The organism is Bradyrhizobium sp. UFLA05-109, assembly GCF_054185165.1.
The window spans coordinates 1-17,994 of the sequence record NZ_JBBIAR010000117.1 but is presented as its reverse complement, the minus strand read 5'-3'; the positions used below and the strand labels follow the sequence as shown (position 1 = coordinate 17,994).

Genomic DNA, 17,994 nt, shown 5'->3' with positions numbered 1-17,994 from the left:
TGGGACTTCATTTCACCCGCTACGAATTCGACAGTCGATTGAACCGGTGTCGCCGCAAGCTCCAAGAGCAGAAGCTCCAGTTCAGCGGTCGACCTGCGAGCGCACACGGCCTTGAATACGATTGGTTTCCTCAATCCCGGGTGCGGCGGCCACCAGGTGCCGCGTGAGTGCAAGTATGCTACCAAATCGTTTCCCGCCCGCTCCGGGAGTCGGCAGAGTGCTTGCTTCGAGCGACCTCGTGCTCTTGGGTTAGTCGGCAGAAGCTTAGATGACCCGTGTGCCGCCTACGGCATTACTAAGTGCGGTGCCGAATGCGGTTAAGTTGGCAAATGCCGCTGCCAATTGAATACCTAACCCGGGTGGACAGAATATCGCAGTCGACGGCTTCGAGCCTTTGCCTGCAGTGATCTTCTCGCAACCGGAGCCGAACCGCCGGACTCGGTGTCGTGTTCGATGGCGAGAAGAGGGACGCCAACGCTGTCCTCGCCGCCGGGGCAGACCGACGCGCTTGCAAACTGTTTATTTGTCGCGTGACCGCGACTGTCTTGATGAAGACGCTCGATGGCATGTAGCTTCAGTCTATGGGGAATATGGAATGAGATACACGATAGGGGTAGATGTCGGTGGCACGTTCACTGACTTGTTTGCCTTAGAAGAGACGGGGCGTGTTTTCATTCACAAGACGCCTTCCACACCTGCCAATCCAGCTCGCGCTATCGTCGACGGCGCTAAGGAACTGTGCAGCAATGTCGGGATTTCCACATCGGATGTCGTCAGGTTTGGTCACGGTACAACCGTGGCAACCAACGCGATCATACAGCGGCGCGGTGGCAAGGTGTGCATGGTAACGACCAAGGGCTTTAGGGATGTCATCGAAATTGCACGTCAAGCAAGGCCGAAGTACTACGGCTTGTATGAAGATTACCCCGCCCCGCTGGTCCAACGGAAAGACAGGTTCGAGGTCACGGAGCGCATTCGGTTCGATGGCGCCGTCGTTAAATCTCTCGATCGCAGCGAGCTTTCCGAAGTAATAGACCTTATCGAACATGGGAATTATGATGCGTGTTCGATATGCCTATTGTTTGCCTATAAAAATCCAGAGCATGAGCAGATAGTTGCTACTGAAATCGCGAAGCGGCTTCCCTATCTGAGGCTGTCAGTATCCTCGGATGTGCAACCCGAGTTTCGCGAGTACGAGCGCTTTTCGACCACTGTGCTCAACGCTTATCTGCTTCCTGTGATGACAGAGTACATGAAGAGTCTTGACAAGGAAGTCGCGGAAACGTTTCCGAACGCGCGGCTTGGCGTGAATCAGTCGAGTGGCGGTCTTATGTCGGTCGCTCGAGCAAAGATCTTCCCAATAAGAACGGCTCTGTCTGGACCGGCAGCCGGCGTGGTTGGCGCAATCGAAATTGCACGCCAGGCGAGCCGCTCAAAGGTCATTACGCTAGATATGGGTGGAACCAGCGCGGATGTTGCCCTTATCCGAGACTACAAGTTTGACATCAGCCTCGATCGAGCAATCGAGGACTTTCCCGTGCGACTACCCTCTATCGACATTGATTCGGTTGGGGCAGGTGGAGGCTCAATTGCGTGGCTCGATCGCGACGGTCTGATGAAAGTTGGTCCGGAAAGTGCCGGTTCTTATCCCGGGCCAGCCTGCTATAGGCGCGGAGGTACCAAACCGACCGTCTCAGACGCCAATTTGCTCTTGGGGCGCTTATCTTCGCGAGGCTTGTTGAATGGTCAGATGCCATTGGATCTCAGTCTATCGCAGGTCGCGATCAAGCCTCTTGCCGAGAAGCTTGGGTTAAGTGAAACGCGAACCGCACATGGAGTGCTGAGCATCGTCGTCGCAAACATGGTGCGCGCGGTGCGCGGTATCTCCGTGGAGCGCGGCCTTGATGCCCGAGAGTATACCTTACTGGCATTCGGTGGGGCCGGTCCTCTGCATGGATCCGAAGTGGCACGTGCGCTAGGAATGAAGGAAATCCTCGTTCCCTCGAATCCGGGCATTCTATGCGCTCAAGGTCTTGTCGTTTCGGATTTACTAGAGCGCTTTGTTCGTACAGTGCGTATTCCCTTGAATGAACCTGACGCTCATACCAAGCTCTTCCAAAGCCTCGGCGACCTTCGCCAGGAAGCCGCTCGATGGCTAGAGTCTGAATACATTCCGCAAAATGCCAAGCTTAACCTTTCAGTCACTATCGACATGCGCTATCAAGGCCAGAACTTCGAATTATCGATTCCGCTAACCGATTCTTGCGCAACGACAGCGATCGATAATCTCCGTCGAAAGTTCTTCGCCGCGCACGATCGTAATTATGGCTTCTACAATCCCAATGATCCGGTCGAAATCGTCAATGTTCGCGTCGTTCAAAGAGTCAAGCTGTACAATTTTGAAGTGAAGAAAGTACGGCAAACGAAAACTTCCGCGCCAATTCCAGACGAGACGCGGGACGTCTATTTCGATCCAGATGCGGCGGTGCCGACGCCGGTCTATTACCGAGACAAGTTGCGTCCTGGAATGACGTTCACGGGACCAGCAGTCGTCGAACAGCTAGACGCAACCACAATCGTATTTCCAGGAGACGCAGTCGGGATCGATGAGACCGGCTCCATGTTGATCGAGGTGACTAAATGAGCAGCGCCGCACTTGATCCAATCAAACTTGAGCTGATCCACAATGGACTAAAGTCCATCACGGACGAAGCATACGTTGCACTAAAAAGAAGTGCCTATTCGACCAACATCAAGGAAAGGCACGATCACTCGACAACGATCGTGGACATGCGGGGCCGGATCGTCGCGCAAGCCGAAGGTTCATATCCAACTCATCTTGGCTCGATGGCCTCGACAATGGAAATGCTGCTGAAAACCGTACCATTGGAGGATATCCATGATGGGGATATCTTCATCTCCAACGACCCTCACGCCGCAGGAGGCAGTCATCTTCCCGACGTGAACCTTATGATGCCGGTGTTCGAGCACGGTAAGCCCATCTGCTTCATCTGCAATCTGGCGCATCATGCCGACATAGGGGGGATGACTCCCGGTAGCATGGATGGCTGCATGACCGAAATTTTTCAAGAAGGTCTGCGAATTCCGCTCGTCAAGCTTTTCCAGCGCGGCGATCTCAATCAAGCTTTGATGGATCTCATCCTGTTGAACGTGCGTGTCCCAGAAGAACGTCGTGGTGACTACTTTGCCCAAATTGCCGCGTGCAAGCTTGGCAGTCGCCGCATGAAAGAGCATTTGGCGTTGTACTCTGTCGAACTCACGCTGGCCGCCTTCGATGAAATCATCGAACGGACGCACAGCCGCATGAAATTGGCGATCGGGATGATTCCAGACGGTACTTATACGTTTGCGGACGTGTTGGACAATGATGGGGTCGGCACCAATAATATACCAATTAGGGTACGAATAGACGTGAAGGGCGACAACATGGAGCTGGATTTTGCTGGCACGAGCCCGCAGGTGGAAGGAAACATCAATACCCCCAGAAATGCAACCGTGGCAGCGGTGGCGTATGTGTTAAAGGCCCTACTCGATCCAAACATTCCGAACAACCACGGCACTCAGAGCGCTTTCACGTTGATTATCGAGGATGGAACCATCGGCAGCGCCGTATTTCCGGCGGCCGTTGCCGCTCGCAACCACACTTGCCAGCGTGTGACTGATGTTGTCATGGGCGCGCTCGCCCCGGCACTGCCGGACCGTATCGTCGCAGCAGCAAACGGATCCAATACGAGCCTCGCGATAGCGGGAGTGGACCCGCGGACCCAAAGGCCCTACATCTATTTTGAAACAATTGGGGGTGGATTCGGTGGCCGCCCGAGTGGTGATGGGACTGATGGCGTCCAGGTGCACATGACGAATACATCGAACTCCCCAATTGAGGCCTTGGAGCAGGAGTACCCCCTGATGGTTGAAGAATACGCCTTCCGCGTTGACAGTGGCGGAGCCGGGCGCCATCGAGGCGGACTGGGGCTACGCCGAGTTATTCGACCGATCGGTCATACGGCAACTTTTAATGCCGTGGGTGAGCGCTTCAGCCACGCGCCATGGGGCGTCTTCGGAGGCAAGCCTGGCTTACCTGGAGAATTTAAGATTCTTGACGATCGCTCCGGCGAAATCGAACTGCCGGGTAAGATTCCTACTCGGCCACTTTGGGAGCATCAGGCGATAAGCGTTTCAACACCCGGTGCCGGAGGTTTCGGTCAGCCAAAGGAAAGACTCGCGGAAATGCTGCGGAAAGATGCTGAAAGTGGCAAGTTCAGTCGCACTTACATTGCCCTTAACTATTTGTAGCTAAATGCCTCTCCGGGACAGATGCCAGCCGACGCGTCGTCCAGAAAGCCGTGCTTCGTTGACCGTAAACACTGGTTCTCGGGTGGCGCCATGGCCTGACCTAGACCCTATGTTCGCCCTCTGAGGTGAGGGGCGGCGCGTCCCGCAGGCGAGCTCTGATCGAGGGGCCTATCTCATGCAGGCCCGCATCAGTCGCAAGCTCCATGACCGTAACGAGCGCCTGCCTCAAGCTATCCGCGACATCGCCTGGAAGGCCCAGCCCAGGCTGTGCGCGCACTATCGCTGCTTGTGTCGGGCGGCCGGCAAACCCAAGGTGATTGTCACCACTTCCATTGCGCGCGAGATGGTCGGCTTCCTGCAGGCGATCGCTCGTCAAGTATAACGGGGGCCGAGGTAAGCGGTGCGTTCCCGCACTTTGTCGGGCGTGAGCTGATCGGCAAAATAAGAGCCGACAAGTTGAGTTCGCATATATGCTTGACCGTATATTTGACGCTTCGGAGCCGCGGGGCCGAGTGGATATCCAGGTCGGAGTGGGGCGTCGGCGGCGGTGGACGGAAACTCCGGTCGGGCTACGCCCTCCCTACGTTCCCGCCCAGCGGCGTTCTCATCTTGATTGACGCTGCACTCTCACTTTGATCGCCGCGCCGCACGAAACGACGATTGGATGGAGCGGCCAGCGTTCGACCTGTTATTCCCCTGGTTTGTCGGTCTGGGCGTGGACAAAAGGTGTGGAATCACTCGACGTTTTCCAAGAACCGCGACCGGCTGTTAGAGGGTGAGATCGCCGTTAAGTTCCTTTCGGCGGTACTGACTCAGCCGAAAGTGAAGTGGCTGTTGTCGACGGATCACACTTCCCGGTGGACGGCACGCTGATCGAAGCATGGGCTTCGATCAAGAGCTCCGCAGAAAGGATGAAGGCGACAACGACAGTGAGGGTCCGGGACGCAACGCAGAGGCGCAGTTTCCACAAGGAGAATCGTTCAAACGAGACGCACCAAAGACGGGCAGCCGGCCAAGCTCTGCTACAGGGGTATGCTCCGGTGGAGAACGACCATGGCCTGGCGGTCGGCGCATCGTCAGCTAGGCGGCCGGCACCGCCGAACGAGAGACGGTGCTGGCGTTGATTGATAGCCGCCATCGCAGAGGCCGGCAGATCACGCTCGGCGCAGACGAGCCCTATGACGTTACGCAGTTCGTGCACGACTTGAGAGAACGATCGGTGACGCCGTATATCGCGATGGACGGACACCCAGCAAGACCGGCATCCCGCGCAAGGCGGCGGTCGACGACCGCACCACCCGCCATGCCGGCTACGAGGTCAGCCAACGCTGCCGCAAATGGATTGAGGAGGTGTTCGGGTGGATCAAGAGTTCCGCCGGTCTGGCCAAGGTAAAGCTGCCGAGGCGCGAGCGCGTGGACGCCGCCTTTACGTTGGCGCTTGCGGCCTACAATCTTATCCGCCTGCCCAAGCTGTTGGCGGTGCAGCTATGAGCGCACGGGGCAAAAGGCGTGTCGTGGAAACGCCCGATCACGACATGGCTGGGGCGGGATCTTACTTTATGTTGACAAACGAAGGCGGCGAGTTCGCCCTGGATTGCCTCACGGGGCAAAACGATGCTGTCGAGTTCGACGGCAGCGACGAGATGGAGCCCGCAAGAGGCTGTGGTTGGGCAGAAGAACTCGCCGATGGCTCACCTGAAGGTTAGATATGCCTCGAAGGCGGCGACGACATTCCCTTTATCGCCCGCCGATTGGCTACTTCTTCAACAGCCTGGTAGGTAGCTAGAGCGTTTTCCGATGGCGCAAGTGGTTGTCTCTGCGAGATCGTCAAGGCACGGTCCGATGCGCCCGCTTCAACGAAATCCTGAAACGCCACCCACTGCCTTCAGCCAAGGTCTTTCATCCATACGCCCCCACGAGCTAACCTCTCCGGGCGGATATCGGCGCCGTTCTGCAAAAGATGGGGGGCAAAACTGTGCTGCAGCGTGTGCACCGTCACCTGCTTACTGAAAGCGGCCGCGATACGGGCTGATCGGCAGGCGGCGTGCAGCCCAGTGGGCTCAAGCAGCGGCTCGCCATCGTGACTGCGAAACAGCCGGGACTTAGCACGACCGGCAGCTTGCGCGGCTCTCGCGCACAGGCGATGCGCTCCCGGATCGTGCAGTGGCCGATCGACAGAGAAGAAAAAACGGCAAAGCACAGACGATCTAGTTGAGCGCGGTCCTTGATATGCCGGTCGCCACCAGATGAATCTGGATTGTGTGGACATCCGCCAAGCCCAAAACAGTCGGACGACCGGCCAAAATACCGGCTGAACTTCGATACCGCGTTGAGATACTATCGCGCGCTCCATAAATCCGCCTGGGTGATACTCACGCGCGTGGACAATTGGCCTGGCTGAATGCTTGGGCGACGAGCGCGGCAAGTGTGCGGTCTACGAAAGCACGCGTCGCGCGGTTGCCGCACCTCGCGAGCTGGACCCTCAGCATATCAGGCGCCGAGAGTGGCCGATGCTCGGCTTGAAGTCCAGCCGCAAGCCTGTGACGTTCTCGAAGGGATCGGGATTGTCGATATGATGTGTAAGCCGCAGGTAAGGTACGTCTTCGAGTCGAATCCATGCCCAGCAATTTTCTATCTCGTCACCGGATTCACAGCTACAGATCCTCCATGCGCCCCAGTTCAGCTCCTTGCAACAGAACAACGTCTCGTGAGGGAGCCGGTCGACAATCATTCAGCGAAGGCGGAGCGCACACGGCGGCGCATGACTGATAGGAGGCTAATCCCGCGCACGAGCAGAAAGATGTGCAGCGCGGCCCAAAGTCCGTGGTTACCGAACATCTGCCCAAGCGCGAACAACGCAGCGGTGAAGGCTGCGAAAGATATGAGCATCGTGTTGCGCATGTCGCTCGACCAAGTGGCCCCCATGAAGACGCCGTTCATCTGGAAGGCAAGCACGCCGCTCAAGGCCCCGAAGGCCGCCCATGGAAGATAAAAGAGCGCCTCCGCACGCACGTCCGCAGTTCTTGTTAAGGAGCCGACAAGCTGTTCGCCGAATACGAAAATCAAGACGCTCGCAAAGCCCGCAACCGCGAATCCCCAACCTGCGGTCAGCCTGACGGCGCGCAAGAAAGCCGACTGATCGCGGGCGCCAATGGCACGACCGGCGAGTTGCTGGGCGGCCGCCGCGAACCCGTCGAGGAAATAGCCCGAGACCAGAAAGAAATGCAGCAGCACCGCGTTGGCGGCGAGGGTCAACGTGCCAAGTTGGGCGCCCTGCCGAGTGAACAGGATATATGCTCCCATGAGCACGAAGGAACGGATCATGATGTCGCCGTTGAGGTGAAGCATTCGCCCCAGGGCCACCACATTGAACGTATGCTGGCGCGACATTTTCGGCATGGCGCGGAAGCGTTCGAAGAGGATCATCATGCCGGCGATCATGGCCGCGGCGTGGCCACACAGGGTTCCCCAAGCGACGCCTGCAACGCCCCAGCCGAGATAAAGCCCCAGAAAGATCGAGAAAGCGATATTCATCCCGTTGAGGAGAAGTTGAAGGAAAAGCCCGAGGCCCGCATTGCCGCGTCCCAGAAAATAGCCGAGAATTGCATAGTTGATCAGGGCGGCAGGCGTCGAGATGAGGCGGATGCGGATGTAGAGATCCATCGCGGCGGTCACCGGTCGATCCGCGTTAAGGAACCATTCGCCGATCAGGGCAATAAGCGGCGAAAGCAGAATCAGGGCCAGGCCGGAGACAGCGGCGATGACAAATGCCCGCCAAAATACCGCTCTCTCTTCCACTGCATCGCCGCGCCCGAAAGCCTGGGCGACGAGACCGGTCGTACCGGAACTTAGGAAATTGAAGGTCACAAAGACGACGTCGAAGATAACCGCCCCGGCTGCAAGACCTCCAAGCAATGCGGCATCGCCGAATCGGCCCACCACGGCCGTATGGACAACGCCGAGCAGCGGCGTCGTAAGGTATGCGAGCGTCATCGGGATGGCCATCGCCAGGACCTGTCGATTGGTGACCTGGAATGGTCTGGAGTGCAGGATCGGCGCTTTCCGTTGCACGTCGGCTCCTAGTTGCGACATTTTCATTACCGATGGTATGGCACGGAGTACCTGGACGAAATTTGAAGGTTGCGATGTTCAAGGCGCCGCATTTAACCGTGCTCTCACACCGCTTCGCGCGCGCCGGTATTTGACACGCAATCTCTGGCTCCGGCATTTGTAACGGATGATGGCCGAGCCGGCATTCGGTCGATGACACCATCATCTATCAGCGGGCAGTTTGCTTCTAGCCCTCGTTGATGGAACGTTGTGGCCTATCGACGAGCCCTGTTTCAAGGCTCTTCGCCAGTGGAAGCATTTCTATGTCGCCAAGGACAGCGTCGGCGATACGGTCGAGTTCTGGCTCGCTGAACGCCGTGATTCGATGACAGCGAAGCGCCTCTTCAGGGGAGTGCTGAAGCCTATGGACGGCCCGGAACATCGGCGTATCACGCGTCGACTGTAACCGATGCTCGGCTTCAAGTCCTTCGCCAGAGACGGTGCTATTCTCGTAGAATGGAGATGATGATCTATAGCAAGGGAGGTAGACCGAGCCTTCAATCCGAATTTCTCTCTCGCCAAGCAAATCGCCGTCTAATCCGCAGCGTGTCCATGCTCCCCTACGCCCCAAGTCAGCTCTTTGCAACAAAGCCAAGCTCTTTCTTGCTCTTAATTGCACCAATGTTCGGCAGCGATCACCTCTAACTGACACCAGCCGCGCCGGTGAGAGGAGGTAAGGGTCGCAGATTGTTCCTATTCGCCCACGGCCGGAAATGGTGTGATGGACCAATCAATGAATTCTGCGGCACGTTGAAGTATCGCCCTGGTCCGAGCAAGGTTAGGCGAAGCGCCGATGACATATCCGATCCTGTCTCGGCAATCGCCCTTCCTGACGATCGGGGTTTTTGGTTCAATAGAAAGCTTGACCTCTGTGACACCTGGTACGGAAGCCGCCCGGCCTTCACCATCAATGGCGTCGAGGATGCCGTCGCGATCAGGAACTAAGATCCGCGCGCCCGCAGTCTGTGAATGGCTGCTACGCAAATTGCATTCCTCCCCGATCACAAGCTTGATGTGCTCAGTGACGAGATCAACACCGTAGGCCAGCTTTACAAGTTTAGGGTTGGGTGTACCACAAAGGCGCGGATTGATTTCAATCACGACAGGGCCGCGCGTCGTCCATCGTATATCAACGTTCGTCGGCCCCCAGACAAGGCCCAGTGCTTGCAAACCACTCAGCGAAGCATCGGCGATACCTCTATGCTCGTCATCAGTCAGCAGAGCCGGATAGATGTACTCACGGCAGACGAAATGCGGTGGGTCGCCGAACTCAGCGTTGCCAATCCCGATGACCTCATTTCCCATTATTTCAACAGTATAATGGGGGCCCTGTGCGAATTCTTCGACCAGTATCCTTGGGGAAGAGTGCCATATGTACTTCTCACTCAGCAGAAACGCTGTGTGTTCGGCCAACTCATCGACATTCCGGCACAATCGGACACCAATGCTGCCGATGCCTACGGCTGGCTTGACAATCACCGGTAGGCCGATCTCCGCAGCAGAGCTTTCTACGTCCGTCGCGTTCGCTGCTAAGCGATAAGCAGGTACTGGGACGCCGGCCTCCACCAGAAGCTGACGTTGAGCAAATTTGTCACAGCAGCGTTCGATTGCGGCGGGGTTCGGGCCCGGCAGATCGAAATACAGGCAGAGCTTGCCGACTGCCGCATAGGCGGACTCTTGGGCACTGGTAATGCCGGCAATGTCGAACGCGGGAGGTAACCTGGAACATTCGCGTATCATGGCATCAATATTAGCTGTGTCGACACAGATTACCTCGCAGCCTTCTGCCGCAAGATACTCATACCGGGCTGGATCAGTCGACAGAGTGACAGGATGCAGACCAAGACGCTGGGCCGTTTGGACGTAGAGCCGAGCATTACTTGCGCCTTCAAGCAGAATGAGAACTCTTCTTGACATTGAGGGGTGACTCCGAGGTTGCATGCAGTGCTGCGGCCAAGCGTGGAGCGGCAGGTGCAACCGGACCAGCTCGCACGCGAACAAAGGTCAAACCAGGTGGCGGCAGACCAAAATTCTGTTTCAAGCGATCCGAACCATATCTCTCACCGGTCGCGAGTGGTGTGCACTAACGGAGGAGATCCGGCTCTTCGTGCATGGGACATGAATGCACCACTTTTTTCAATCGCTATTGGGTCGGGCTTATTAGTGAATACCAGCTAATAACTTGCGACGATACTACCATCCCTGATAGGTGCACGGGACAAGGTCGTCGGTTTAGAGCACAGCGCCGCCGTAGAATCCCAGTTTGCCCATCGCGAGAAGGACGCGGGTGAGAGATCAGATGGATGATTTGGCTAGCACTACTTTGGCAGATTGTCGGTTTTGCTGTGCTTTTTAGGATTCCCGAATCAATTTTTCAATGATTCATGGGTGGTCGGCTCTTGGAGGGCTGACCATGACGGGATGGGAAGACGAACTTGAACGCTGGCTGATGCCGTTCCTGGACCGGCTGGGCCATAAGACTCGGCAGCGGATGTGTCCTCTGTATGTTGCGGGACTGATTGGGCCTGGCGATCGCAAGAGCGTTCAGCCGATGGCGGAGCGCCTTGCCTCGGGCAACCACGATCAGCTACACCATTTCATTGCGGACGGTGTCTGGGACGCGACGCCGCTGGAGACGGAGCTGCTCAACCAGGCGGACCGACTTGTCGGCGGCAGGGATGCGGTGCTCGTTATTGATGACACCTCACTGCCGAAGAAGGGCGAACGCTCGGTTGGTGTTGCGGCTCAATACGCGTCGGCTCTCGGCAAAACGGCAAATTGCCAAACGCTGGTGTCTTTGACGCTTGCGCGCGGCGAAGTGCCAGTGATGATCGCGTTACGTCTCTTTCTGCCTGACAGTTGGACAAGCGACGTGTCTCGTTTGAAGCGCGCTCGCGTGCCAGTCGAACACCAAACGCCACGGTCCAAGCCGGAAATTGCTTTGGCCGAGATTGACCGAGCCATGGCAGCCAACCTGCGCTTTGGATGTGTGCTGGCGGATGCAGGATACGGACTTAGCGCACCGTTTCGACAAGGGTTAACAGAGCGCGGGCTGTCCTGGGCTGTCGGCATCCCTCGGCATCTGAAGGTGTATCCGGTCGATGTGAAGCTCATTTGGCCGATTACCAAAGTCCGCGGGAAACCACGAAAGCACCACGTGCCCGATATCTTATCGATTGCGGCAGAACAAATGCTGGCCAGCGCCAAATGGAAAGCCATAAGTTGGCGCAGCGGGACGAAAGGGCGGCTGAAAGCTCGATTTGCTGCTCTCCGTGTCCGCACCGCCGACGGCCTTCCGCAGCGGATCTGGGATAAGGGTCAGCAGCATCTCCCGGGCGACGAAGCCTGGCTCATTGGCGAGCAACGTGCTTCAGGGGAGAAGAAATACTATCTCGCCAATCTCCCCGCGGCGACGGATCTGCGCACACTAGCCGCCACCATCAAGGCAAGATGGATTTGTGAGCAGGCGCATCAGCAATTGAAGGAGGAACTTGGACTTGATCACTTCGAGGGGCGATCATGGCCGGGTCTTCATCGCCACGCCCTAATGACAATGATTGCCTACGCCTTCCTGCAGCATCGTCGCCTCGCACACGCGGGGCGGAAAAAAAAGAATCAACGGACCTCCGCCTCAACCAACCATGCCCGCCGTACGTCACGCCATCGTCGATCTCATCCTTCGGCCGCGTCTCAGCGGTGCCCATACTGCCGAAAACAAATCCTTGAAAAACACTTTCGCAAATAGCTTCTGCCAAAGTAGTGCTAGGACGCGGACTCACTAACGCGCCGCCACAGCCTGACTGACGCAAGTTGTACGACGGCCGAGTAGTTGGCAGCACTTTGTCGTAGCGCGTCGATGCCCGGCGATGTTGCTTAATCCTATTAATCGTTGGTCTCGATTGCGAGCGCGCGGTAGAGATAGGGCTTGGCAGTTCGGATCGTTGCAATTCCTTTGTAACCGGCATGAGGTCCCACGTCTGTGTTAATCAGCGGGCGCGAGCGTAGCGGATCGGCATCCAGTGCTGGCGCAAGACCTCGACGGCCGTTGGAATATCAAGGTGAGCTTGCGCAGAAAGTCTCGGGTCTCGCCGCCGGTACGAGGCAGACCAAGCCGTGGACCGCCCTAATCATCGCGACATTTCCGCAGAATAGGTAGAAGCATTGCTGGCGTCTAGCGACGGCGCCCACGCCGACAGCCTGAGCCGAATCGTGGCGTATAATCCCTGACGCTAAGTAGCGGATCAAGTTCGCTATTGAGTTGACGCCGGAGCGTTGGGGCGAACCGGTTAGGCGTGACCGAAAGGATCTGGCTGATCTCGTTATTACGCAGCGCGACGGCGGAGATCGCGTCCAACTCCAGGAAGTCGCCGTCGTTGAAAGCGTCGGCATCGATGGCGAGCAGCGGGCAGATCCAATCGAGCGGCTCATCGACACAGGTCTGGCCCCGATCGTGGCGACTTAGCCGTCCAGCGTGGGGAGGCTGGTGGCGCCAGGACGTTAATCGACGCGAGCCTGGAGCCATCGCGCGAGCTCCCCAAGCGGCATTACGGCAATGGCTATCGAAGACGATGCTTTGTGGCGACGTAGACTCACGCGGAGACGATGTCGCTCCAGCACGTCAGCCAGATAGGCCTGGGGATCGAGCTCCTGGAGCTTTGCGCGTTCACGATCGCCGCCAGGATCGCCCACTCTCGGCGCCACCTTCGCTGCCGCTGAACAATGAGTTGCGTCTTCCCACGGCAATCGGGCGCTGTCGACTCGACACGGCCATCGCGGAAAAACGGCGTCAGACCATCTCAGTTATCGAGCGCATACTTGATGGCCTCCGCCAGCTTCGACTGAAGAGCTGGCCGACTACCTCGGTCAGTCGCGCCTTGAGCGCCGTCATCAACAGTGCGCTCCTGGTGCGGCGGGCGGCCCGCCGCTGCTCGGCACTGTTGCTGCGGATCTCCGCTTCGTTCGCGTAGACCGCCTGCAGGCGTTCGATCATCTCGCGCGCAAACGGCGACTGGGTCATCTTGTAGACCGCGTCGAGCATGGCCGAGACAAAACAAGCTGCATCGCGCCGCCGTGAGCGCGGGCAAGCGCCTTGTAGGTAGCATAACGATCCACCTGCAGATTACCGGAAAAGCCCTTCAGTTGTCCGGCGATCTCCTCAGTGCCGCGGCCGTTAGCGAACACGTAGGCGACCGCCGGCGGAGCGGGGCCGCCCGATGCCCGGTCATCATGGCATGTGTCTAGAACTGGCAGATGCGGGTGCGATGTCAGGATCGAGCACCGGCATTGGCGTCTCATTGCAGAACACGCGCGGCGAGGCCTGGATCGTGCGCAGCTGAAGCCCATAGAGGCTCCTGAGCCACCAGGCCGTGCGCTTCATCAGGCCGACCAGCGTTGCCCGGTCGAGACGGACACCTTGGCCGGCCAGAATTGGCACCTGTCGGTAGAGCGACAAATACCAGGCGAACTTCGAGACCACCACGCGGCTCACGACTGCGGTCGGGCCATGCCGCTCTCGATCAGGTGCGGCAGCAACTTTCGCTTGGACCACACCATCGGTGTTGTTGCGGCAGCCATATTTGGGATGGATCGTGCGCAGCACCCGCAGGATGCCGACAGCACCTCGCTGACGTCCTTGCCGATCTTGTGGAGCTGACCTTGACAGCACGGGCGGCGCGTCGCCTCCGGCTCCAGCACCTGCCCGCAGCGCGGCAGGTGCTTCGCGAGTGCGCCGACACTTGCGGCGCGCCTCCTTGCGCACCTTGCCGGCCCGTTCGGCGATAGATCGAGCGGCACTATCATCAGCAATGCGCGAGCGAAGATCCACGGGCCGTCCGAGAGCGGATGGATGGCTTCGATCTCGCCCGGTTCGGTGGCTAGACAGAGCGTCTTGGGCCTAATCTTTAGGAGCTTTGCCGCGTTGCTAAGGTTTCACCGAGGGCTCAATGCCGTCCTCGGCGGGCTTGAACACGGGGATGCGACAGTTCCAACTGATCGAGCTGACCGTTCGTGCTTCCAGCGATTGCCGTTGCCTGTCTTGGAGCCGTTGCTGTTGAGCAGGCCGGCAATCAGATCGTCGCTAGCGATCAGCACCAGCTGGCGCACAGCTTCGATGACATTGGTGGAGGTGCTATTACACTGCCCGCGCCAGCGCTTGGGCAGGCGTATCTCGCTGATGGCGGAGCAGCTCGGTCGCCGCCAGACCGTATCGCCGCTGGTCTGCCGGTACTCCTGGAGCCGGCTGAGCCGCTGTCACGCGCTGCCTGGTTCCTCGACTTTGTCGAACGCCAGCTTGATCGCTTCCTGGACACGCCAATTCGGATCAAATCCAGTTCATACTCGTTGAGGTCCCTGCTAACATTGGTAGGTTCGCTGGTTGCTGCTCTCAGGTACGTGAACGGACGCCATTGAGACGTGGCGCAACATAAGTTGAGGCGAAGCGAGAAACGCACCGCTCTCGCGAGATATACAAGATGGCGTGCTCGCATTTGAATCACTTACTTGAAGGAGACAGCCATGGATAGAGCGGTTTGCAAGTCGCGCAACATGCAAGTTTTCGAAACTCTAGAATCAAGCGTTCGCTCGTACTCTCGTTCCTTCCCGGCTATCTTTAGTCAAGGGTGCGGCTCCATCATGTTAACGGAGGATGGACGAAAAGTCATTGACTTCCTGTCCGGTGCCGGAGCGTTGAATTACGGCCACAACAACCATGCCATCAAAGCTGCTGTTATTGAGTATCTAGCATCGGATGCCGTGGTCCACGGGCTTGACATGGCTACGCCAGCAAAGCTTGAATTTATGGAAACGTTCAGTTCTGTCATACTTCAGGAACGGAGTCCACGCTATCGGTTCCAATTTACGGGGCCAACGGGTGCCAATGCTATTGAGGCGGCTTTAAAGCTCGCACGCAAAATCACGGGACGTCAAAACGTCATCTCGTTCACCCATGGATATCATGGCATGAGCTTGGGAGCGATTGCTGCGAGCAGTAACCGCCTTTATCGCAGAGTCAGCGGCGTTTCTTTGTCTTGCGCAACGTTTATGCCCTACGATGGTTATCTTGGACCAGCGGTTGATACTGCTGACTACCTGCGAAAGGTATTGATGGACGAGGGCAGCGGTGTCGATCACCCAGCTGCCATCCTCGTCGAAACTGTGCAGGGAGAGGGCGGCATAAATGTAGCTGGCAAGGAATGGTTGCAAAAAGTCCAAGCAATAGCAAGAGATGTTGGCGCTCTCTTTATAGTCGACGATATTCAGATGGGCTGTGGTCGCACGGGCGAATTCTTCAGCTACGAGTTTGCAGCTTTATCGCCAGACATTGTCGCACTGTCAAAATCGCTCAGCGGATACGGGCTACCATTATCAATGCTGTTGATCAAAGAGGAGCTCGACGTATGGCGGCCAGGAGAACATACAGGCACGTTTCGAGGAAATAACCTCGCACTCGTGTCCGCCACCGCCGCCGTGAATTCCTATTGGCGTAGCCGAACTTTCTCGCAGGGAGTGCAACAAACAGGAGAAAATATGCGGCGTCGGCTCGAGGCCATCGCATCCGAGCATGGAAGCAACTTTGCGATTCGAGGGCGTGGCATGGCACTCGGACTTGATTGCCAAACGGCCGAAATCGCCGAGGCTACGACACGCAAAGCATTTGAGAAGGGATTGATTGTGGAACGATGCGGACCAATTGATCAGGTCTTAAAATTCTTGCCTGCGCTCACGATCGACCCTGAGACACTAAATCAAGGACTTGACATATTCGAAGAATCGTTCGCCGAAGCGCTGAAACTTGCGAACTAGACTGAACGGAAACCCGACGGTCGGAAAGTGAAGAGAGAGAGAGAGAGAGAGAGAGAGAAGCACATGACCGACGAGATGAGTAATCCCCTTTCCTCGTCCGAGACTGAATCATACTTCAGCGAGGATTACTTTCATTTTGGCGATGTGGTCAATCCGCCAGACACAAGTGACCGACAAGTGAGGGCAATTTGGGAGCTTCTTTCTCTTACAAAAGGCAGCTCAGTACTTGAACTTGGATGCGGTTATGGGCGGATTACCAACCGCTTGGCAGAAAAAGGAGCGCGGGTCGCCGGACTTGATATCTCGCCGATCCTGCTAAAAAAAGCCGAGTTGGATGCCGCTGAACGCGGGGTAGATGCTGAGTATGTTCTTGGCGACATGCGCTCACTTCCCTGGCGCGATCGATTTGACGCGGTCTTTCTGTGGTACACGACATTCGGCTATTTCGATGACGCTGACAATGAGAGAGTTCTTTGTGAGGCCGCTTCTTCACTTCGAAAGGGCGGACGTCTGCTAATCGATCACATCAATCGCTACGCCTTGGTGCGCCGCGAGTCGCCCATGTGTTACGTTTGGCAGCGTGACGACGATTTAAGAATCGATATAATGAATCACGATGTTCTAACTGATCGTCGCAACTGCGAAAGGATTATCGTGCGCAATGGATGCGTTAGACGAACACATCTCTCTTTCAGACAGTATGGGTTCTCGGAATATGTTCGCATGTTACGAAGCGCGGGGTTCGAGACCGTTGAAGCTTATGGGCAGGAAGGCGAAGCGGTTACATCCGATAGTCGGCGCCTCGTGGTTCTGGCGCGCAAATAATAGAGCCGAATGAACATCCATGGGAATGCTCGAATGACAATATACACGAGCGAAAAGTAATTGAGGTGCTGCGCGGGCACACTCCGCAGACCGCGGCACGAGCCGCAGGTGTATTCTCGCGTACGGTACGCAAGTGAGTGGCGCGGTGTCCAGCCGAGGGAGTGACCGACTTTTTAGGATCGCCTTTCGCGAGGGCTTGCGTGCTGGGAGCAATCTGGCGGCTGATCTCGGCAGGTGCAGGGCAAACGTTTCGGCATTTGCTGGCCGATACGGGCGGCGCCTTGGAATCAGACTTCAATTCGCTTGCCGCAAGCTCGCTCGGGCAGGCTTGCGGCGACCCTTTCGGAGAGATTTTTGAATGCCGCCCATGCGGCTTCGTCGGTCTTCGGGTGCAGTAGATCGTGAGCGCGAAGCTGCTGATACTGCCAAGCTTGTCCTTGCCCCGCTGGAGTTCTGCTTCGGCACGAGCCTAACCCTGGCCGAGAAATCCCGCCCCGATCGGAAGGCCTTGGCATCGGCAACGCTCGCGACCAGCGTTGTCGCCAGCGCCGGCCCGACGCCAGGGATCGCGTCCAGCCGTTTGCTCGTCGCGCTTGATGCCAGACGATAGTGCGTCGGTCGAACTCCAGGATTTGGGCTTCAGCGCCCGCAATTGCCAGCCGAGGGCCGCAAGACAGCGTGGGCCACCTCCGGGAGCCGGCGGTCGGCTGTATCGGCGACGACCCCCAGCATCGACACCCCGGCGCCCGACGGGGGCAACGATCCCGAACTCGGCAAGATAGGCGCGGATTGAATTGATGACCGCAGTCTGCTGGCGGATGAAGAGATGGCGCGCTCGATGAAGCATCAGGCCGCTCTGTTGCTCGACTGCGGCGCGGCGATCAAAGTGAGAGTGCAGCGTCAATCAAGATGAGAATGCCGCCGCTGGACGGGAACGTAGGGAGG

14 protein-coding genes and 2 pseudogenes are annotated in these 17,994 nt (G+C 57.4%); 10 read left to right on the top strand and 6 right to left on the bottom strand.

Annotated features, from left to right (window positions below; all coding sequences use genetic code 11):
* The first annotated feature begins 595 nt into the window (after positions 1–595).
* The 5 genes and pseudogenes from Q3C01_RS43350 to Q3C01_RS43330 all read left to right on the top strand — a co-directional run bounded on the left by Q3C01_RS43350 (position 596) and on the right by Q3C01_RS43330 (position 6,020).
* Complete coding sequence (locus tag Q3C01_RS43350) at positions 596–2,644, top strand: hydantoinase/oxoprolinase family protein (RefSeq protein WP_458151446.1); 2,049 nt, start codon at positions 596–598, stop codon at positions 2,642–2,644.
* The gene (locus tag Q3C01_RS43345) at positions 2,641–4,314 is read left to right on the top strand and encodes a hydantoinase B/oxoprolinase family protein (protein WP_458151445.1); all 1,674 of its coding nucleotides are present in this window, start codon (positions 2,641–2,643) and stop codon (positions 4,312–4,314) included. Before Q3C01_RS43350 ends, Q3C01_RS43345 begins: the two co-directional genes overlap by 4 nt.
* A 175-nt stretch (positions 4,315–4,489) precedes the next feature.
* On the top strand, positions 4,490–4,696 hold the full coding sequence (locus Q3C01_RS43340) for a hypothetical protein (protein WP_458151444.1): 207 nt from the start codon (positions 4,490–4,492) through the stop codon (positions 4,694–4,696).
* Positions 4,697–4,978: 282 nt separating this feature from the next.
* A pseudogene (locus Q3C01_RS43335) lies at positions 4,979–5,805 on the top strand (IS5 family transposase); the annotation flags it as partial.
* 23 nt (positions 5,806–5,828) lie between these two features.
* Positions 5,829–6,020, top strand: a complete 192-nt coding sequence (locus Q3C01_RS43330; RefSeq protein WP_458151443.1) for a hypothetical protein — start codon at positions 5,829–5,831, stop codon at positions 6,018–6,020.
* A 1,021-nt stretch (positions 6,021–7,041) separates the two neighbouring features.
* Here the strand turns inward: Q3C01_RS43330 and Q3C01_RS43325 are convergent.
* On the bottom strand, positions 7,042–8,385 hold the full coding sequence (locus Q3C01_RS43325; RefSeq protein ID WP_458151442.1) for an MATE family efflux transporter: 1,344 nt from the start codon (positions 8,383–8,385) through the stop codon (positions 7,042–7,044).
* A gap of 220 nt (positions 8,386–8,605) precedes the next feature.
* On the opposite strand from Q3C01_RS43325, the gene Q3C01_RS43320 reads away from it, so the two are divergent.
* Complete coding sequence (locus Q3C01_RS43320) at positions 8,606–8,830, top strand: DDE-type integrase/transposase/recombinase (protein ID WP_458151441.1); 225 nt, start codon at positions 8,606–8,608, stop codon at positions 8,828–8,830.
* Positions 8,831–9,117: 287 nt separating this feature from the next.
* Here the strand turns inward: Q3C01_RS43320 and Q3C01_RS43315 are convergent, their stop codons facing one another.
* Entirely contained in the window at positions 9,118–10,341 is a 1,224-nt protein-coding gene (locus Q3C01_RS43315) for an ATP-grasp domain-containing protein (protein ID WP_458151440.1), read from the bottom strand.
* 460 nt (positions 10,342–10,801) lie between these two features.
* On the opposite strand from Q3C01_RS43315, the pseudogene Q3C01_RS43310 reads away from it, so the two are divergent.
* Positions 10,802–12,150: pseudogene (locus tag Q3C01_RS43310) on the top strand (IS701 family transposase).
* Positions 12,151–13,210: 1,060 nt separating this feature from the next.
* Here the strand turns inward: Q3C01_RS43310 and Q3C01_RS43305 are convergent.
* From Q3C01_RS43305 to Q3C01_RS43295, 3 genes are read right to left on the bottom strand one after another with little or no spacing between them, the layout of a single operon-like run.
* The gene (locus tag Q3C01_RS43305; protein WP_458151439.1) at positions 13,211–13,462 is read right to left on the bottom strand and encodes an IS66 family transposase; all 252 of its coding nucleotides are present in this window, start codon (positions 13,460–13,462) and stop codon (positions 13,211–13,213) included.
* Positions 13,438–13,719, bottom strand: a complete 282-nt coding sequence (locus Q3C01_RS43300) for an IS66 family transposase (protein ID WP_458151438.1) — start codon at positions 13,717–13,719, stop codon at positions 13,438–13,440. The genes Q3C01_RS43305 and Q3C01_RS43300 overlap by 25 nt, the downstream gene beginning before the upstream one ends.
* A complete protein-coding gene (locus tag Q3C01_RS43295; RefSeq protein ID WP_458151437.1) occupies positions 13,649–14,023 on the bottom strand; it encodes an IS66 family transposase in 375 nt (124 codons plus the stop codon). The genes Q3C01_RS43300 and Q3C01_RS43295 overlap by 71 nt, the downstream gene beginning before the upstream one ends.
* A 407-nt stretch (positions 14,024–14,430) precedes the next feature.
* On the opposite strand from Q3C01_RS43295, the gene Q3C01_RS43290 reads away from it, so the two are divergent.
* From Q3C01_RS43290 to Q3C01_RS43280, 3 genes are all read left to right on the top strand, one after another.
* The gene (locus tag Q3C01_RS43290; protein ID WP_458151436.1) at positions 14,431–14,832 is read left to right on the top strand and encodes a hypothetical protein; all 402 of its coding nucleotides are present in this window, start codon (positions 14,431–14,433) and stop codon (positions 14,830–14,832) included.
* A gap of 135 nt (positions 14,833–14,967) precedes the next feature.
* On the top strand, positions 14,968–16,224 hold the full coding sequence (ectB, locus tag Q3C01_RS43285) for a diaminobutyrate--2-oxoglutarate transaminase (RefSeq protein WP_458151448.1): 1,257 nt from the start codon (positions 14,968–14,970) through the stop codon (positions 16,222–16,224).
* A 63-nt stretch (positions 16,225–16,287) separates the two neighbouring features.
* The gene (locus Q3C01_RS43280) at positions 16,288–17,049 is read left to right on the top strand and encodes a class I SAM-dependent methyltransferase (protein ID WP_458151435.1); all 762 of its coding nucleotides are present in this window, start codon (positions 16,288–16,290) and stop codon (positions 17,047–17,049) included.
* 294 nt (positions 17,050–17,343) lie between these two features.
* On the opposite strand, the gene Q3C01_RS43275 is transcribed toward Q3C01_RS43280, so the two are convergent.
* A complete protein-coding gene (locus tag Q3C01_RS43275) occupies positions 17,344–17,625 on the bottom strand; it encodes a transposase (RefSeq protein ID WP_458151447.1) in 282 nt (93 codons plus the stop codon).
* Positions 17,626–17,994 lie beyond the last annotated feature (369 nt).

Excerpts from the sequence above, each read along its gene's own strand:
- Q3C01_RS43305 (WP_458151439.1), bottom strand. The coding sequence starts at position 13,462 with ATGCTCGACGCGGTCTACAAGATGACCCAGTCGCCGTTTGCGCGCGAG.
- Q3C01_RS43300 (WP_458151438.1), bottom strand. The coding sequence starts at position 13,719 with ATGAGACGCCAATGCCGGTGCTCGATCCTGACATCGCACCCGCATCTG.
- Q3C01_RS43280 (WP_458151435.1), top strand. The coding sequence starts at position 16,288 with ATGACCGACGAGATGAGTAATCCCCTTTCCTCGTCCGAGACTGAATCA.
- Q3C01_RS43350 (WP_458151446.1), top strand. The coding sequence starts at position 596 with ATGAGATACACGATAGGGGTAGATGTCGGTGGCACGTTCACTGACTTG.
- Q3C01_RS43315 (WP_458151440.1), bottom strand. The coding sequence starts at position 10,341 with ATGTCAAGAAGAGTTCTCATTCTGCTTGAAGGCGCAAGTAATGCTCGG.
- Q3C01_RS43340 (WP_458151444.1), top strand. The coding sequence starts at position 4,490 with ATGCAGGCCCGCATCAGTCGCAAGCTCCATGACCGTAACGAGCGCCTG.
- Q3C01_RS43345 (WP_458151445.1), top strand. The coding sequence starts at position 2,641 with ATGAGCAGCGCCGCACTTGATCCAATCAAACTTGAGCTGATCCACAAT.
- ectB (WP_458151448.1), top strand. The coding sequence starts at position 14,968 with ATGCAAGTTTTCGAAACTCTAGAATCAAGCGTTCGCTCGTACTCTCGT.